This window comes from Sphingobium sp. AP50, from assembly GCF_900109095.1.
Taxonomy (GTDB): Bacteria; Pseudomonadota; Alphaproteobacteria; order Sphingomonadales; family Sphingomonadaceae; genus Sphingobium.
In genome coordinates, this window is the sequence record NZ_FNYZ01000028.1 from 17,666 (window position 1) to 31,315 (window position 13,650).

Genomic DNA, 13,650 nt, shown 5'->3' on the forward strand with positions numbered 1-13,650 from the left:
ATCACTCCTGCAGCCAGCGGATCATGGCTGGATAAAGACGAGTGCCTGCGCACATGCCCCCGGCAACGAGGCCATTGATGCCGACATAGGTCCCCATCAACAGACCAAGACGTACCGATGCGCTTTCACCGTCATAGTCCCCGTCTTTGATGATCGATTTGTCGTCAAGCCCAATGGCGCGTCCGGCCGCGAACGCCCAGGCCGTGGCCTCGGGATCACCCGATTGCATAACCGCTCGGCAGAGGGGTGAGTCTATCACCGTCGTATCCTCTGCGAACAGCGCCACCATTTCTGCAATCATGAGGCTCTGGACCTTCGATATATCGTCGCTGGCCAGCGGACGGAAACAGACCGGTATGATGGCGAGATGTCCGGCCTCGTGCAGAATATCCGCGACATGAGCCCGGTCCGGATCATAATGGAGACCGCCCTTATGGATTCGGACGGCCTTGAGGAAGCCGCTGGTGCCGGCCACCTCCTCAAGTTGCAGGCCAATGGCTCGTAACCAGGCGACGGTTCGTTCGAGGTCTGATGCCGCACCAGACCGAGCGGGCACGTTTCTCAATGCGCTTGTTTTATCCATGTCGTCCGGCGTCCCATTGAGCGCCAGAAGCCGTTGGTTGCCGTCGGACTGGGAGACGGTTTTGCGCAGTCTTCGCCATGCGCATATAGTTTTGCTCCTGCCTGTATCTTTCCAGCAATGGAGCCGGCACGTCCGGAAAACAACGATAAATTCAGACCTGAGCCCATGTTCGAGGAGGTTTTGTGGGAGCCGCGTCGTGCTCGGCGGCTGAGACAGGAAAGGCGCCTGCATGTTCCCGGGGCCTAGTCGTCAGGCGGAATGAAGTCCGGCCAGAATCCGGATTCCGGATCCTCCATCCTTCGGCCATCCTCATCCTGCTCGGGAAGCAGCGCTGGCTCTGGTGGCCGGGGTGGCAATGATGGTTCGGACCCGTCGAACCGGATCCTGATGATAGCGCCATCCCCCAGATGATGCTGGAAGATCGCGCGAACGTCTAGGCCCAGCCTGATCTTGCCTCCAACCCAGCCGCATCGTTCAGCGCTGAGATAGCCGATCTGATAGCCGCGGTGCGAGTAGACCGCCACCGCGCTGGGGTCGGTTGGATTGGACGGTTCGATCTGCAGCAATATTCGGTCGCCAGGGTTGAGCATCCGGATCTCGAACAGCCGGTTCGATCCGTCGGCGTTGGGATATAAGGCGCCAACGACTGCAAGGCTCAATTCCTGGGGCATGGATCGCCGCCCCTAAATGGGAGGCGGCTCTCCTGTCCAGTGCTCCGCCTGTTGATCATGCGTCTGGCCATGGAAGAACGGCAGGGGACGGGCGCCTCGCCTGCGGCGACCGCTCACTCATGGCATCCACCCAGCCGCGATAACGGGTCTGGGCCCTGCGGGTTTCGATCGCTGGCGCTTGGGTCGTCCATGACGACCTGATGGTCGCCGCTCGCGCGGCGGTGTTGCTGGTGACGGCCTCCCGGTCAAGCGGGGTGGCTGGCGCGCCCTGCTGATCCCGGCGCGGCCTGCGGCAACCCCTCGTCGCTGCGCTCCTCCTGGGGTGCTCCACTTCGTTTCGCCCGTTCCGGTGCCCCTGTCCGCTGTGCCGGGCTCCTCTGGTCGCCTCGCCGCCCACCCCCGCTTTCCGGGGGGCCTGATGGGAAGGGTAGAAGGAGGAGATCATGGCGCAGGCCAGCAATCGGAGCGCCCGCCGTAGCGGTGGGGCCAAGGCGAAGGCATCCACGGCAGGGGCTTCCAGATCGGAAGGGCAGGGGACCAGCCGGACCAATCTCTATGACGAAATCACGGCCCGGATCATCCACCAGCTTGAAGCGGGGCGCGTCCCATGGGTGCAGCCTTGGGGCAATGTCGAGGCGCTGGCCCCCGGGCTTCCCCGCAATGCGCTGTCGCGCCGCTATTATTCGGGGATCAATATCCTCATTCTCTGGGGCGCGGTTATCGAGCGCGGCTTTCCATGCCAAGGTTGGATCACCTTCAAACAGGCACTGGAAGCAGGGGGCAATGTCCGCAAGGGCGAAACCGGCACCACTGTCGTCTATGCCGACCGCTTTGTGCCGGAAAGCGAAAAGGCCCGTGCGGAAGCCGACGGCAGCGAAGCCAAGAGCGTGCCGTTTCTCAAACGCTTCACCGTTTTCAATGTGGCCCAGTGCGAAGGGTTGCACCCATCCATGCTGGCCGAACCGCAAGCGCTCCCCGAACGGGAAATCCAGCCCGTCGCCGAAAATCTGATCGAAGCGAGCGGCGTGGACTTTCGTGTCGGAGGCGATCGTGCCTTTTATGCGCCCGTACCTGACTTCGTACAGGTGCCGCCGCAACCGGCCTTTTTCGATCAGATCAACTATTATCGCACCTGTCTCCATGAACTGACCCATGCGACCGGTCATGCCACGCGGCTGGGGCGGCAACTGCTCAATCCTTTCGGCAGCAAGGATTATGCCCGCGAGGAACTGGTCGCCGAAATGGGATCGGCCTTCCTGTGCGCCGCACTCGGCATCGAGCCGACCGTGCGCCATGCCGACTATATCGGCACATGGCTCGACGTGCTGCGCGAAGATAATCGCGCGATCTTCCGCGCGGCGAGCCATGCGACCAAGGCCGCCGACTGGCTGCTTGCCCGCCATATGGAAGCGATGGACAGGAGGGCCGCAGCATGACCCTCCTCGAACTAGAGCATATCGAAACCCTGCGCGCCAATGCGCTGGCGCATCAGGCTGCACAGGCAGAAGGCACAGACGAGCCGGATCATAGACCGGTCGTCAAACTCTTCAATCCGGTAGGCGCAGCAACATGGCTCGTCACCGAAATGGACGAGGATGGCGACACGCTGTTCGGCCTTGCCGACCTTGGTTTCGGTTGCCCGGAACTGGGCAGCTTCAGCCTTGCCGAATTTCAGAGCGTCCGGCTGCCGTTCGGAATGACCATCGAACGCGACATCGGTTTCGCCCCCATGGCGCCGATTTCCTTCTGGTCCCGCTATGCGCGGCTCACCGGCTCGATCATCAATGCCGAGGCAACGTTGCGCGAGATCATCCGCAAATCCCCGAATGCACAGTTTCCGTTCTTCTGAACGGTAAGCGTGCGGCGCGCTTCCGCCGCATTTCCAAGCCGGTCCGCCCACCCGATTCAAAAGCGACGGACCGGCCCATCCTGATGGAGTGTGAAGTCATGAAACTCGATTTTCTGCCTGCCGACAAGCTCGTTGCCTCCAGAATCAACATGCGCCACGCCACGGCGCCGGACGTCTCGGATATCCTGCCCTCAATTCGCAAGCGTGGCGTGATCCAGTCGATTCTCGTGCGCGCCGTGCCAGACACGGATTTGTTCGAGGTCGTCGCGGGTAATCGCCGCCGCCATGCCGCGCAGATCGTCATGGATGAACGACGTGCCGCCCTGGAAGCCGGGGCAGGAGAGGGGGAGCCGTTCATGGTTCCCGCCGCTATTCTCGAGACAAGCGATGACGCCGATGCGCTCGAAGCCTCGATGCTGGAGAATTTCGCCCGGCTTGCACCGGACGAGGTCAGCCAGTGGGAGGCTTTCGTGCGGCTGGTCAAGGAAGGGCAGACGCCGGACGAAATCGGCGCGACCTTCGCCATTCCCGAACTGCGGGTGAAACGCATCCTCGCGCTCGGCAATCTTATGCCGCGTATCCGCAGCCTCTATCGCCGGGAAGAAATCGACGCCTCGACCGTGCGACACCTCACCCTCGCCAGCAAGAGCCAGCAGCGCGAATGGCTGAAACTTCTCGACGACCCTGACAGCCACGCACCGGTCGGCGGCAATCTCAAATCATGGCTTCTTGGCGGCCAGTCTGTCATGGTGAAGAACGCGCTGTTCGACCTTGCCACCTACAAAGGGCAGATCGTCGCGGACCTGTTCGGCGAAGAAGGCTATTTTGCCGATGCCCGCCAGTTCTGGGCCGCGCAGGATGCCGCCATTGCTGCCCGGAAAGAGGCGTATCTCGAAGAAGGCTGGCAGGATGTCATCATCATGGACCGGGGCGCCTATTTCCATAGCTGGGAATATCGGCGGACGCCCAAGCGCAAAGGCGGGCGGGTTTACATCGAGGTCCGCGCCAATGGCGAAACCAATTGCCATGAAGGCTATCTCACCATGCGGGAAGCCGAGAAGGCCGCGAAGGGGGAAGCCGCAGCAGCAGGCATAAAGCCGGTGCGGGCCGAACTGACCTCCACGCTGACAGCCTATATCGACCTTCATCGCCATGCCGCGGCGCGCGCGGCGCTGCTTTCCCAGCCGCAAATGGCGCTGCGCATGATGATCGCCCATGCCATTGCCGGTTCGCCGGTCTGGTCGCTGCGCATGCAGCCGATGAGCACGCGCAACGAGGCGACCGACGAAAGCCTGCGCCTGTCGCCCGGCGAATTTCTGTTCGGGGCAAGGCGACGTGAAATGCTCGACCTGCTTGCCATCGGTGAGGATGAGACTGTGCTGCTGGACAGCTTTTCCGGTATTGCGCCGCTCTTCCATCGGCTCATGGCTTTGCCCGACGAGGACATCATGCGGCTGGTCGCCATCGTCATGGGTGAGACGCTGAGTGCGGGGAGCGGCGCTGTCGAACTGCTGGGGCTTTCCCTCGGCATCGACATGGCCGACTGGTGGGAAGCAGACGAGGCCTTCCTCGAACCCATCCGCGACCGGCAGGTCCTGCTGGAACTTGTTGAGGAGGTAGCCGGAAAGCTGGTCGCCGATGCGAACAGGCAGGAGAAGACCAAAGTCCTGAAGCAGATCATCCGCGATTATCTTGCAGGCACCGACGGGCGCGTCCGCACCGAGCGCTGGGTGCCGCGCTGGATGCGCTTTCCGCCTGCCGCCTATACCGATCGGGGCGGCGTCGCGACCGTCATCGCCCATGCCCATGCAGTGAAGCAGGACAAGATGTGCGAACCCGACGCGCAAGAGCAAGCGGCGGATATGGACGGCCAGATGACAGCCGGGACCGGCGACGAGCCGCATGGCGAGGATTCCGAAGTCTGCGAGCCGGAGGATGCCCAGCGGCTGGCCGCCTGACATGCCGGGCAGGGCGGCGCCGATGCGCCGCCCTGCTTATGCCGGTCTTTGCAACAAGGGGACTTTCAATGGACGTCATGATCGGGCGCAGCCTCGTCATCAATATGCCGAACGCCTTCAAGAATGCGGACTTCAAGGCATGGCTGTGGACCGCCACGCCCAAATTCTTCTGGGGTAGCTGCGAAAGGATCGACGAATGGTCCGATGTCGTCGTGCTGGTCGATCCAAGCCTTAATGGCGAAGGCAGCGATAGCGACATGCCACAGGCGATATGGATGCAGATTGTCGAGACCTGCCGTGCCTGCCTCGGTGCCGACCATAGCGGCACCCAGCCGCACTATATGGTGCGGCTGACCAATCTGGCAGTCTGATCCTGGAGGGCGGCGCGAGCATTCTCACGCCGTCCTCAATGCCGGGCGTTGGTGGATTATCGCCCTGACGCCTTGGCGAAATATATGGTGAGCCGGAAAAAATCGCGCCGCGCGGGGCCATCCTTGCAGGATCGGCCCCGCGCGGCTCTGCCGGTATCCGGGACTGTATTCGTCGTGCCGGCAACGGCGTTGTGAGCCATCTCTGACCGGGGCGCCCCGTGAGCTAAGTCGCGAACGCATGTGCCGACGCTCCGGCACTGACACTCAGATACCGCGCGCTGCAGATGCTGCGCTTCCGCAATCATCAGGCAAGATACGGTCATGACAATCATTCCGGTCGTCGATCAACGCATGCGCGCAGCAGCCAATTTCTGTCAACCGAGCCCTCAAAGCTGATTGAACACTTTACTCCGTCCAATTCTGGTTCGATGAAGACAAGCTGAAGGCACCACAGATCGTGCCCGATGATGGAGCAAGTTATGGCAGAGTCTGACACGTCCGATCTCACACAGCTGACAGTGCAGCTGCTCAGCGCCTATGTCGGCAATAACAGTGTGGCGGCTGAGGATCTCGCTGGCCTTATCGCATCGACCCGCGCGGCCCTGTCAACCGAGCCGGTCGTCGCGGCGGCGGAAAAGCCGGCCCATGTTGCGGCCGTTGGCATCCGCAAGAGCCTGGCATCGCCCGACCATCTGCTGAGCCTGATCGACGGCAAGCCCTACAAGCTTCTCAAGCGCCATCTTGCTGCCAATGGCCTTACCCCTGATGAATATCGCGCCCGCTACAATCTTCCCAAGGATTATCCGATGGTCGCCAAGGCCTATGCGGATGAGCGCCGCGTCGTGGCCGCTCGCACCGGACTTGGCGGCCGGCGATCAAAGGCAGCTCCGAAATCGACGGCGGACACGGCGAACATTGTGACCCCGGCCGCCGAACCGGCAAATGCTCCCCCGGCGGTTGAGGCGCCTGCGCAGGATGCGCCTGCCAAGGTTGAAGGCAAGAAGGCCCCGGTCGCCAAGCCCGCAGCAGCAAAGGCGGTATCGAAAAAGTCGACTGCAACGCGCAAGGCCGTTGCAAAGCCTACCCCTGTTGAGCCTACCTCCGTCGAGCCTGCCTCTGCCAAACCTGTCCGCGCCACACGGAAAGCTGCCAAGCCATCGACGTCCACCGCCGAATCCGCGCCTTCGGTTCCTGTAGCAAGCCCGGCGGCAAGCAAGGCTGCGCCTGCAAAGAAAAAGCCGGTCAGGGCTGCCGCTGCCAAGCCGGTGCCGCAGGATGCAACGGTCGAGGCCATAGCTGAGACACCCATCCCGTCGGAGCCTGTGGCTTCGCCCAAAGCGCCTGCGCCTCGGAAAGCGCCCAAGGTTTCCAAGGCGTCGGCTACGCCCGAAAAGCCGAACGAAGAAAGCACGGTTCAACCTGAAAAGAAGAAGGCTCGCAAAAAGCTGGGTGTTCGTATTCCCGACGCCACAGCCGACTGAATATGCTGCAGCGTCATGGCCGCGCTTCGTTCGGCCATGACGCTGCATGAAATCGAACGTCACCGCTCGATGAAGATTGCCGCAAGTCCATTTTCCGCGAGGGACGCGAGAAGATGTTTCGTGGCGGCGGCGCGATCGAGCGATGTAGAAAATATCTCCACCGTATAAGCCTGACGCGCGAAGAAATCGCTATCGGCGGGAACCGCTTCAGCGAAGATGCGAGGCCATTGGCACAACAGCAGCCACGGCCATGACGGATGGGTGGGATCATAATGGGAAATGAGGATGTCGTTTCCCTGCAGAGAAGATGGACGTCTGTCCAGAAGGTCGGGCACTACCAGTTGCGGTCGATCGACCCGCAAAAAATGATCGAGTTCGATCCGTTCAAGTTCGGTTTCGACCATGATCGGGTAATAGCGCCCCAGGGGAAGCGTTCTGCTCGCAAATCGCTCCGGGATATCCAGCAAGTGAATGCCGGGCAGGCCCTCAATACCTCGCATATAATGTCGATAGCTTGCGGCCAGACTGTCGAGAAGTCTCATTACAGCCTCCTGACATCCGAAGGAGGGAGGCCGCAAGCGGGAATATCAATTTTGGCCTGGGCCGTATGTCAGCCAGATGACGTTTGCTCCCTCTCCCTTTTCCCGACATCGCATGATGTTTGTAAGTCGGGGCCGGTACAGCGGGCTGATTTCATCGACATAGCTGCGGAACCCTACCGGCCGCTCGACGAAGGAGAGTGGCCTGTCAGCCTCTGCGAGGATATGCGGAACATGTGCGTTCGTTACCCGATGTAAAGCCGCCGGGCCGTCAGCGCCCGATCCGCCGGGTACCGATCTTGCTGGAGCCGCACAATGTGCAGCGAGCGGTCGTACGTTCGTGGCTGCGCGTCCCGGTGAGGGCATGGATCTGCTGTCGAACTTCTTCCAGGCCAAGGTCGAGACGCTCCGCGAGGCAGTCGTCGCACACCGGCTCGGGCGCCAGTCGGCCGATCAACTTCTCTATCCTGTCACCCATATTCTCTGAGATGCCCCTTTCTCCGACCTATTGGCGCTGACAAACCGGACTGACAAGGGGGAGCAATCATCCTGCGCTGCCACGGCTCCAGGCGGCACATCCATGCAATCTTGTGTCTCCGTCGAGCGCGCGCACCGCTTGTCCGGCGTGTTGCGTATGACCTGGAGCGACCGGCATGCCCTGCAATCCGGTTTCGAAACCGATTTCCCCGCGCCTGTACCAGGCGCTCCTCGCGACCGCTTCGCTACAAATCGGCCTCGCCCCCGGATCCTACGCTTCACGCTCCGGCCTGACGGTTCCGGCCCTGCCTCCAGTCGCTCCTTCAGGTCCGCACATCGCCCGGCAAGCGGGTCGGGCGATCAATCAAGGAGACGAACAATGTCAGCAATCGGTTATGTGCAGCGTCAGGCGGATGGCAGCTTCAAGGGTTCGATCCGCACCCTTTCGATCAGTGCCGAAATCCAGATCATCCCCAATCGGGGGAAGGTTGGTCAGCAGCCCGACTATCGGGTGATGGCCGGCGCTGTCGAACTGGGCGGCGGCTGGATTGGGATCGGCGAGGTCAGTCAGCGCGAATATGTGCGGCTGACGCTCTCGGCACCGGAACTGGGCAATCGCCCGCTCTACGCCAATCTCGGGCGCGCGGCCGGTCAGGACGATGACGATACGCTCGCCATCATCTGGAACCCGGTCAACTGACCGGACCAGGCGGGAGCCGGGCTGCGACGCGCAGTCCGGCTCCCGCTTCCAGCATGTTCGGACCATGCCACAGCTGCTCTTCGAAGGAAGTTATCATGAAGCATGCCATCAAGGTGACGCAGGTGCTGCGTGTAGAAAAATGGACCATCATCACCGTCGAGGCGGATACCCTCGCCGCCGCGATCGAAGCGGTTCATACCGGCGAGATCGACCTGCCTTCTGCTGCCGACGATCTCGGCAACGTCTGGTGCATGGAGAGTTGCAGCCTCGAACATGAGGATTATCGCTCCGCATGATGGCACTGCCATGGGGGACACCTGTCGCAGGGGCCGGCTCTTGGCAGTGGCTATATTTGCGCTAGTCTGCATCCTTCCTGACCTCATGGGGGGTGACCATGCAGACTATCGCCATCGATGCGACGCCACGTCTCATGCGCTTGCGCGCCTCGTCGATCTGGCTGGCAGCGATACAGGTCAGGCAGCGCGTGTCGCCCGCTTCCTCATGGCCTGGTGGAATGGCCCGGAGCTTGGTGATTTTCCGATCGCCGATCTTTTCGGCCTCGATCTCGAAGTCGCCACCGACATCGCGACAGTGGTGGGATATCTCAGCCAGCATGATGGCGCACTCTATATCGATGCCTTTGGTTATCGCGAGGCGATGGCGGACATTATTGGCCGCTGGACCCAAATGACGGCAGAAACGCAGGATAGTGTTATGGGCTGAGGGTGCGAAGGTCAGCGCCATCATCCATTGCAGGCAAAGACCGATCATCGTGCGCACGCATGTCATTTGCCGTGCGCTCCCGCTGATCAGAATGATGAGCCGATGCTGCTCCTGTATTGACGATCTGGGCATGACGCCGATTTCCTTGCCGGCGGCAGGCAAGACAAACCGGTTTCAGGACGCGCCGCAGGTCTGCGGCCGCGCTCTACGCGCCACGCTTTTCAAGCGCGTACGCGCCCAGCCCCTTATGAGGGTCTGGGCCTTCCAGGTGACGATCACTCGCGCGCACGCGGCCCACGGGGCCGCACGGGTGGACGCCGCTAACGCGGCGGCGTGTGTATGTCCGGCCTCCCGGGCAAGCGGGGTGGCCGGCGCTCCCTTCTGACCCCGTCGCGGTCCCTGGCAACCCCTTGAACAGGGGTTCTCCACATTCATTTCGCCCGCCACCCCGAACGCTGCGCGCCCGGGACCCCTGAGCGGTGCCCTGGCCCGCCTTGCCGGCGTCTTCTGGTCGCTCTCGCCGCCCACCCCCCTTTCCGGGGGGCCTGATCTTAAAGGGGCAGAAGGAGGACGATATGGTTCAGCAAGGCGAACGCCGCGCCCATGCCCGCAAAGCCAGCCCGTAAAATATCAGCATCATAAGGCGATGCACGGGTTGAAAGCCGCACCCTGACCGATCTGGTGCCGACGCCCCGCTGAGCCTCCCCAAACCACGATCCGATCACCCCGCCTGCGCGGCCCCAAGCGCATGGCGAACGTGGAGTCATGTCCATGGCACAGTTCCAGATACTGCACCCCCTTTCCCAAGATGACTGGCGGCCCGTCACCGCCGAGTTCGTCTTCGCTCCCCATGCCGATCAGCAATATATCTGGCCCAGCTTCGCGGAAGCCGAAGCCGCCCGCCAGTCCATCCTGCGCCGTATGCCGACTATCGCCCTACGGGTCGCGCTGGCAGGCACCGATCCCGGCGACATCGACTGGCAGACCCGCGAGCAGTTGCGCTTCGCCGACGCCACCTACACCCCTACGCCATGGCACGAAGAGCCGTGGTACAGAGCGCGGCATGAAGAACATTTCTGCCATATCTCGACCAAGCAGGCAGGCAAAATCGCATTCACCGAGAACGCCGCCAAGGGCGCGCTGGACCGCCAGCTTATCATGTCGCCGGGGCGCTATCTTCATCGCTATTTTTCCGAGCATCTCGATAATGAGGCAATCGAAGGCTGGTGCGCCCGTCTTTCCGTCCAGTTGCAGGAAAATACTCTCACAATCACGCAGGATGCCGACGAGATCGAAGAAGTCTATGTCGGCGGCCCGACCAGTTGCATGGCGCATCGTGCCGACCATTTTTCCAGCCCCTGCCACCCCGTTCGGGCATATGCGGGGCCGGATACCGCGCTGGCCTATATCGGTCCCCGTGACGATGCGAAGGCGCGTTGCATCATCTGGCCGGAACGGAGCATCTATACCAGCGTCTATGGGGACGTTTCGCGCCTTACCCTGCTTCTTGAGGAGGCAGGCTTTGTATCGGGTAGCCTCAATGGCGCACGCATACAGCGCATCCCGCATGGCGATCATTTTGTCGTGCCCTATATCGATCATGGCGACAACCTTGAGGACGACGGAGAGCATCTGATCATCGGCCACGGCCGCATATCATCGGGTGCGACGACGGGCCTTGCCGACGTCCCATGGTATTGCGAGAATTGCGATAACGAAGCCGAGCCTTGCGAGACGGTCCAATTCCCCGATGGTGACGAGCAGGAATGGTGCAGCGACTGCTTCCATAACCAGACGACCTATTGCGACCATAATCAGCGCCATTACAGCGACAGCGAAGACTTCATCACGGTTCACGCCAATCATGGTTCAAGTACCATTCTTGCGGATGACTCAGATGAATTTGGCGCGGTCTATCTCAGTGATCGCGATGAGTGGTGGGACAGGGATTGCTGCCGTCGCTGCGACGCATCGGATGAATGGTATCATGCGGACGACCTGACCGAATATCATGGAGAATGGCTATGCGACGAGGAGTTGCCCGAACCGTTCGATGACGATGATGCGGCGATGCGCAACGCCCATATTGTGACCCGCCTCTCATTCCATGCGGACATGGCGGCCATCCACTCGCTTGTCGCCAAATGGGAAGCGGCAGGAGAGCAGGCGCGCGCCGTGCGATTGCGCCGCCAACGCGAAGAAGCGGAGCACGCGCGTTTCCGATTGGCGTCATCGGCTTCCGCCCTGTCGCATCAAAGCGCAGCGCTGCCGGGAGACGCGCCGCAGGCGAGCGCAGTGCCTGAGATCATATTGTCTGTCACCGCGATGGCTTTGCCTTCGGTGGCTTCCTCCCATGCAGGAGCCTGATCCCATGCGACATGATGTGCAGGGCCGTGCTGGCCTCCTCGAAATATTGTCATGGGCGCGCCCGCATGACAGCGATATTGAACGGGCTTTCTGCCGGGAATTTCTCGATAAGGTACCGGGCATGACGAAGGACGGATATGGCAATCGCATGCTGAGCATCGGCGTGCGGCCCCGGATCATCTGGAGCTGCCATATCGACACCGTTGCTGCCCGTGGCGGGCGCCAGAATGTAGATGTCGACGCGAAGGGCATAGCGCGCCTGCAGAACGGCAAGGCGGGCATGTGTCTTGGAGCAGATGACGGGGCGGGAATATGGATCATGCTCAATATGATCGCGGCCCGCCGCCCCGGCCTTTACATCTTCCATCGCGGCGAGGAACGTGGCTGTCTTGGCTCGCGCTGGATCATGCGCAATACGCCGCATTTACTTGAGGGCGTGGATGCTGCGATCGCCTTCGACCGGGCCGGTTATGGTGATGTCATCACCCATCAAAGCCATGGGCGTACATGCTCTGACGCCTTTGCGGCCAGCATGGCCACGGCGCTCAATGCTCTTGGCCCGGATTTGCAATATGCCCCCGATAATACAGGCGTCTTCACCGACACCAACGAATATGCAGGCGCGATCCCCGAATGCAGCAATCTTTCGGTCGGCTATCATGGTCAGCATGGACCGCGTGAAACGCTGGATATCGCGCATTGCGAAAGGCTTCTCGCGGCAATGGTCAAACTGGATAGCGATCAACTCGTGATCGAACGTGATCCGCTTGACCCGGCTCATGACCGATGGGGATGGGGCTATCCCAGCGAGCGCGATGACCTTGCCGATGCCGTAGCAGAATATCCCATGACGGCAGCAAGGATATTGGAGGAATGCGGCGTGACACTGGAGGATTTTCAGATCGCGCTCTGGGCCGACGAGGAGGCGGGCTATCGACCCCTGATGGCGTCGTGACGAAGCATGGCTGTCGGTCGGCTCCCGTCGAGCGACAGCCATCAATTCCGAGGCGGCAGACAGGTTCGCTCGCTCGCGTGCCGCGCGGCCCCGCCGGGCCGCGCGGCGCTACGCCTCGGCAGGATTGGTAACGGAGGAATATCTCTCACAGACTTCCTATGGTGGCGGGCGGGCAAGGCCGCCTCAAGGATCGGCGGTACCCCCAATTTTGTCGGCCGCACCGGCCCGCTGCGCGGACCGGCACGGCCGACAAAATCGGCTCCCCCACCGCCCGCTTCGCGGTCGCCGGCTGCGCCGGCGCTCCTTGACCCGACCTCGCCCGCCCGACGCGGGGCCTGCTGTCATTCACGACATCAGGAGCTTGCCATGCAGATGATCTCGACCGCCGCCGCCCAGGATCAGGCCGCCTTCCATTCGGCGCTGCAATCCGCGCAGCGTCGCGCCCGCAGCAGCTATTTCGACCAGCATGTCATCAGCGACGCGGAGGGCGGATATATAACTATCGACGAGGGCGATTATGGCGTGCTGCCGATGCCCCTGATCGAACGGATCGTACACACGGTCCGAGGCGAACGGATTGACGAATATTGATGCGCAAGGGGGAGGGCCAGCACGGCTCTCCCCCTCTCATTTTCGGCGCGGAACATTGGGCAGGCCGGGCATCGAGCCCGGCCTGCCCATCTGCTGGGAGGGAGTAAGGGGCGCGCTAAGCCGCCAGGCGCCTCCGAACCTCCTCGAAGCCCAGCTTGCGGACGCGCGCAAGCAGCGCCTCCAGATCCTCCGGCGAGAGTTTCAGAAGGCCCGCCCTTTCAATAGCCTTGAGCGACAGGTCACGTTCCTTTTCCGCAAGCTGCTTCTTGCGGTCCGCGAGCCTCGCTTCGTCCGCCGCAATGGCAGCCCGTTCCTTGTCCAGATCTTTGGCCATGGATCATCTTTCCTATGTCGGATCGGATTGTGGACCGGTCGACTATAGCCA

16 protein-coding genes are annotated in these 13,650 nt (G+C 61.8%); 10 read left to right on the forward strand and 6 right to left on the reverse strand.

All coding sequences use genetic code 11. From position 1 onward, the window contains the following. Position 1 precedes the first annotated feature (1 nt). Together BMY84_RS26210 and BMY84_RS26215 are read right to left on the reverse strand one after the other, a co-directional pair. Positions 2-583 carry a hypothetical protein gene (locus BMY84_RS26210; protein WP_143075171.1) on the reverse strand — a complete coding sequence of 194 codons (582 nt, stop codon included), beginning with the start codon at positions 581-583 and terminating at the stop codon, positions 2-4. 242 nt (positions 584-825) lie between these two features. Beyond that, positions 826-1,254, reverse strand: a complete 429-nt coding sequence (locus BMY84_RS26215) for an HIRAN domain-containing protein (RefSeq protein WP_093087873.1) — start codon at positions 1,252-1,254, stop codon at positions 826-828. Between the two features lie 443 nt (positions 1,255-1,697). Here BMY84_RS26215 and BMY84_RS26220 point away from each other — a divergent pair, with 443 nt between their 5' ends. The 5 genes from BMY84_RS26220 (at position 1,698) to BMY84_RS26240 (ending at position 6,913) form a co-directional block, all read left to right on the forward strand. Next, positions 1,698-2,690 carry an ArdC family protein gene (locus tag BMY84_RS26220; RefSeq protein WP_093087875.1) on the forward strand — a complete coding sequence of 331 codons (993 nt, stop codon included), beginning with the start codon at positions 1,698-1,700 and terminating at the stop codon, positions 2,688-2,690. Next, positions 2,687-3,103, forward strand: coding sequence for a DUF2958 domain-containing protein (locus BMY84_RS26225; RefSeq protein ID WP_093087876.1), 417 nt, complete (start codon positions 2,687-2,689; stop codon positions 3,101-3,103). Before BMY84_RS26220 ends, BMY84_RS26225 begins: the two co-directional genes overlap by 4 nt. A gap of 98 nt (positions 3,104-3,201) precedes the next feature. Further along, a complete protein-coding gene (locus tag BMY84_RS26230) occupies positions 3,202-5,061 on the forward strand; it encodes a ParB/RepB/Spo0J family partition protein (RefSeq protein ID WP_093087878.1) in 1,860 nt (619 codons plus the stop codon). Between the two features lie 68 nt (positions 5,062-5,129). Next, positions 5,130-5,432, forward strand: coding sequence for a hypothetical protein (locus BMY84_RS26235; protein WP_093087879.1), 303 nt, complete (start codon positions 5,130-5,132; stop codon positions 5,430-5,432). A 479-nt stretch (positions 5,433-5,911) separates the two neighbouring features. Then, entirely contained in the window at positions 5,912-6,913 is a 1,002-nt protein-coding gene (locus BMY84_RS26240) for a MucR family transcriptional regulator (protein ID WP_093087881.1), read from the forward strand. Positions 6,914-6,972: 59 nt separating this feature from the next. On the opposite strand, the gene BMY84_RS26245 is transcribed toward BMY84_RS26240, so the two are convergent. Continuing rightward, the gene (locus tag BMY84_RS26245; protein WP_093087882.1) at positions 6,973-7,455 is read right to left on the reverse strand and encodes a hypothetical protein; all 483 of its coding nucleotides are present in this window, start codon (positions 7,453-7,455) and stop codon (positions 6,973-6,975) included. 268 nt (positions 7,456-7,723) lie between these two features. After that, positions 7,724-7,930: a hypothetical protein gene (locus tag BMY84_RS29495; protein WP_143075172.1), complete on the reverse strand. Its 207-nt coding sequence runs from the start codon at positions 7,928-7,930 to the stop codon at positions 7,724-7,726. 378 nt (positions 7,931-8,308) lie between these two features. On the opposite strand from BMY84_RS29495, the gene BMY84_RS26250 reads away from it, so the two are divergent. Beyond that, positions 8,309-8,629, forward strand: coding sequence for a DUF736 domain-containing protein (locus tag BMY84_RS26250; protein ID WP_093087883.1), 321 nt, complete (start codon positions 8,309-8,311; stop codon positions 8,627-8,629). 95 nt (positions 8,630-8,724) lie between these two features. Next, on the forward strand, positions 8,725-8,925 hold the full coding sequence (locus BMY84_RS26255) for a hypothetical protein (RefSeq protein WP_093087884.1): 201 nt from the start codon (positions 8,725-8,727) through the stop codon (positions 8,923-8,925). A 61-nt stretch (positions 8,926-8,986) separates the two neighbouring features. On the opposite strand, the gene BMY84_RS30930 is transcribed toward BMY84_RS26255, so the two are convergent. Further along, positions 8,987-9,514 (reverse strand): hypothetical protein, encoded by a 528-nt coding sequence (locus BMY84_RS30930; protein ID WP_177204212.1) that lies wholly within the window; start codon positions 9,512-9,514, stop codon positions 8,987-8,989. Positions 9,515-10,123: 609 nt separating this feature from the next. Between BMY84_RS30930 and BMY84_RS30015 the strand changes: the two genes are divergently transcribed. From BMY84_RS30015 to BMY84_RS26280, 3 genes are all read left to right on the forward strand, one after another. Beyond that, entirely contained in the window at positions 10,124-11,719 is a 1,596-nt protein-coding gene (locus tag BMY84_RS30015) for a hypothetical protein (protein ID WP_177204213.1), read from the forward strand. A gap of 4 nt (positions 11,720-11,723) precedes the next feature. Further along, positions 11,724-12,674, forward strand: coding sequence for a M28 family peptidase (locus tag BMY84_RS26275; RefSeq protein WP_093087889.1), 951 nt, complete (start codon positions 11,724-11,726; stop codon positions 12,672-12,674). Positions 12,675-13,040: 366 nt separating this feature from the next. Next, positions 13,041-13,265, forward strand: a complete 225-nt coding sequence (locus tag BMY84_RS26280) for a hypothetical protein (protein WP_093087890.1) — start codon at positions 13,041-13,043, stop codon at positions 13,263-13,265. A 115-nt stretch (positions 13,266-13,380) separates the two neighbouring features. Here the strand turns inward: BMY84_RS26280 and BMY84_RS26285 are convergent, their stop codons facing one another. Beyond that, positions 13,381-13,599, reverse strand: a complete 219-nt coding sequence (locus BMY84_RS26285; protein WP_093087892.1) for a hypothetical protein — start codon at positions 13,597-13,599, stop codon at positions 13,381-13,383. Positions 13,600-13,650: the final 51 nt, after the last annotated feature.

Bases quoted from the DNA above. Each gene is read 5' to 3' on its own strand.
- BMY84_RS26210 (WP_143075171.1), bottom strand. From the start codon at position 583: ATGGATAAAACAAGCGCATTGAGAAACGTGCCCGCTCGGTCTGGTGCG.
- BMY84_RS26220 (WP_093087875.1), top strand. From the start codon at position 1,698: ATGGCGCAGGCCAGCAATCGGAGCGCCCGCCGTAGCGGTGGGGCCAAG.
- BMY84_RS26230 (WP_093087878.1), top strand. From the start codon at position 3,202: ATGAAACTCGATTTTCTGCCTGCCGACAAGCTCGTTGCCTCCAGAATC.
- BMY84_RS26250 (WP_093087883.1), top strand. From the start codon at position 8,309: ATGTCAGCAATCGGTTATGTGCAGCGTCAGGCGGATGGCAGCTTCAAG.
- BMY84_RS26285 (WP_093087892.1), bottom strand. From the start codon at position 13,599: ATGGCCAAAGATCTGGACAAGGAACGGGCTGCCATTGCGGCGGACGAA.
- BMY84_RS26255 (WP_093087884.1), top strand. From the start codon at position 8,725: ATGAAGCATGCCATCAAGGTGACGCAGGTGCTGCGTGTAGAAAAATGG.
- BMY84_RS26280 (WP_093087890.1), top strand. From the start codon at position 13,041: ATGCAGATGATCTCGACCGCCGCCGCCCAGGATCAGGCCGCCTTCCAT.
- BMY84_RS26275 (WP_093087889.1), top strand. From the start codon at position 11,724: ATGCGACATGATGTGCAGGGCCGTGCTGGCCTCCTCGAAATATTGTCA.
- BMY84_RS26225 (WP_093087876.1), top strand. From the start codon at position 2,687: ATGACCCTCCTCGAACTAGAGCATATCGAAACCCTGCGCGCCAATGCG.
- BMY84_RS26215 (WP_093087873.1), bottom strand. From the start codon at position 1,254: ATGCCCCAGGAATTGAGCCTTGCAGTCGTTGGCGCCTTATATCCCAAC.
- BMY84_RS29495 (WP_143075172.1), bottom strand. From the start codon at position 7,930: ATGGGTGACAGGATAGAGAAGTTGATCGGCCGACTGGCGCCCGAGCCG.
- BMY84_RS26240 (WP_093087881.1), top strand. From the start codon at position 5,912: ATGGCAGAGTCTGACACGTCCGATCTCACACAGCTGACAGTGCAGCTG.
- BMY84_RS26245 (WP_093087882.1), bottom strand. From the start codon at position 7,455: ATGAGACTTCTCGACAGTCTGGCCGCAAGCTATCGACATTATATGCGA.
- BMY84_RS26235 (WP_093087879.1), top strand. From the start codon at position 5,130: ATGGACGTCATGATCGGGCGCAGCCTCGTCATCAATATGCCGAACGCC.
- BMY84_RS30015 (WP_177204213.1), top strand. From the start codon at position 10,124: ATGGCACAGTTCCAGATACTGCACCCCCTTTCCCAAGATGACTGGCGG.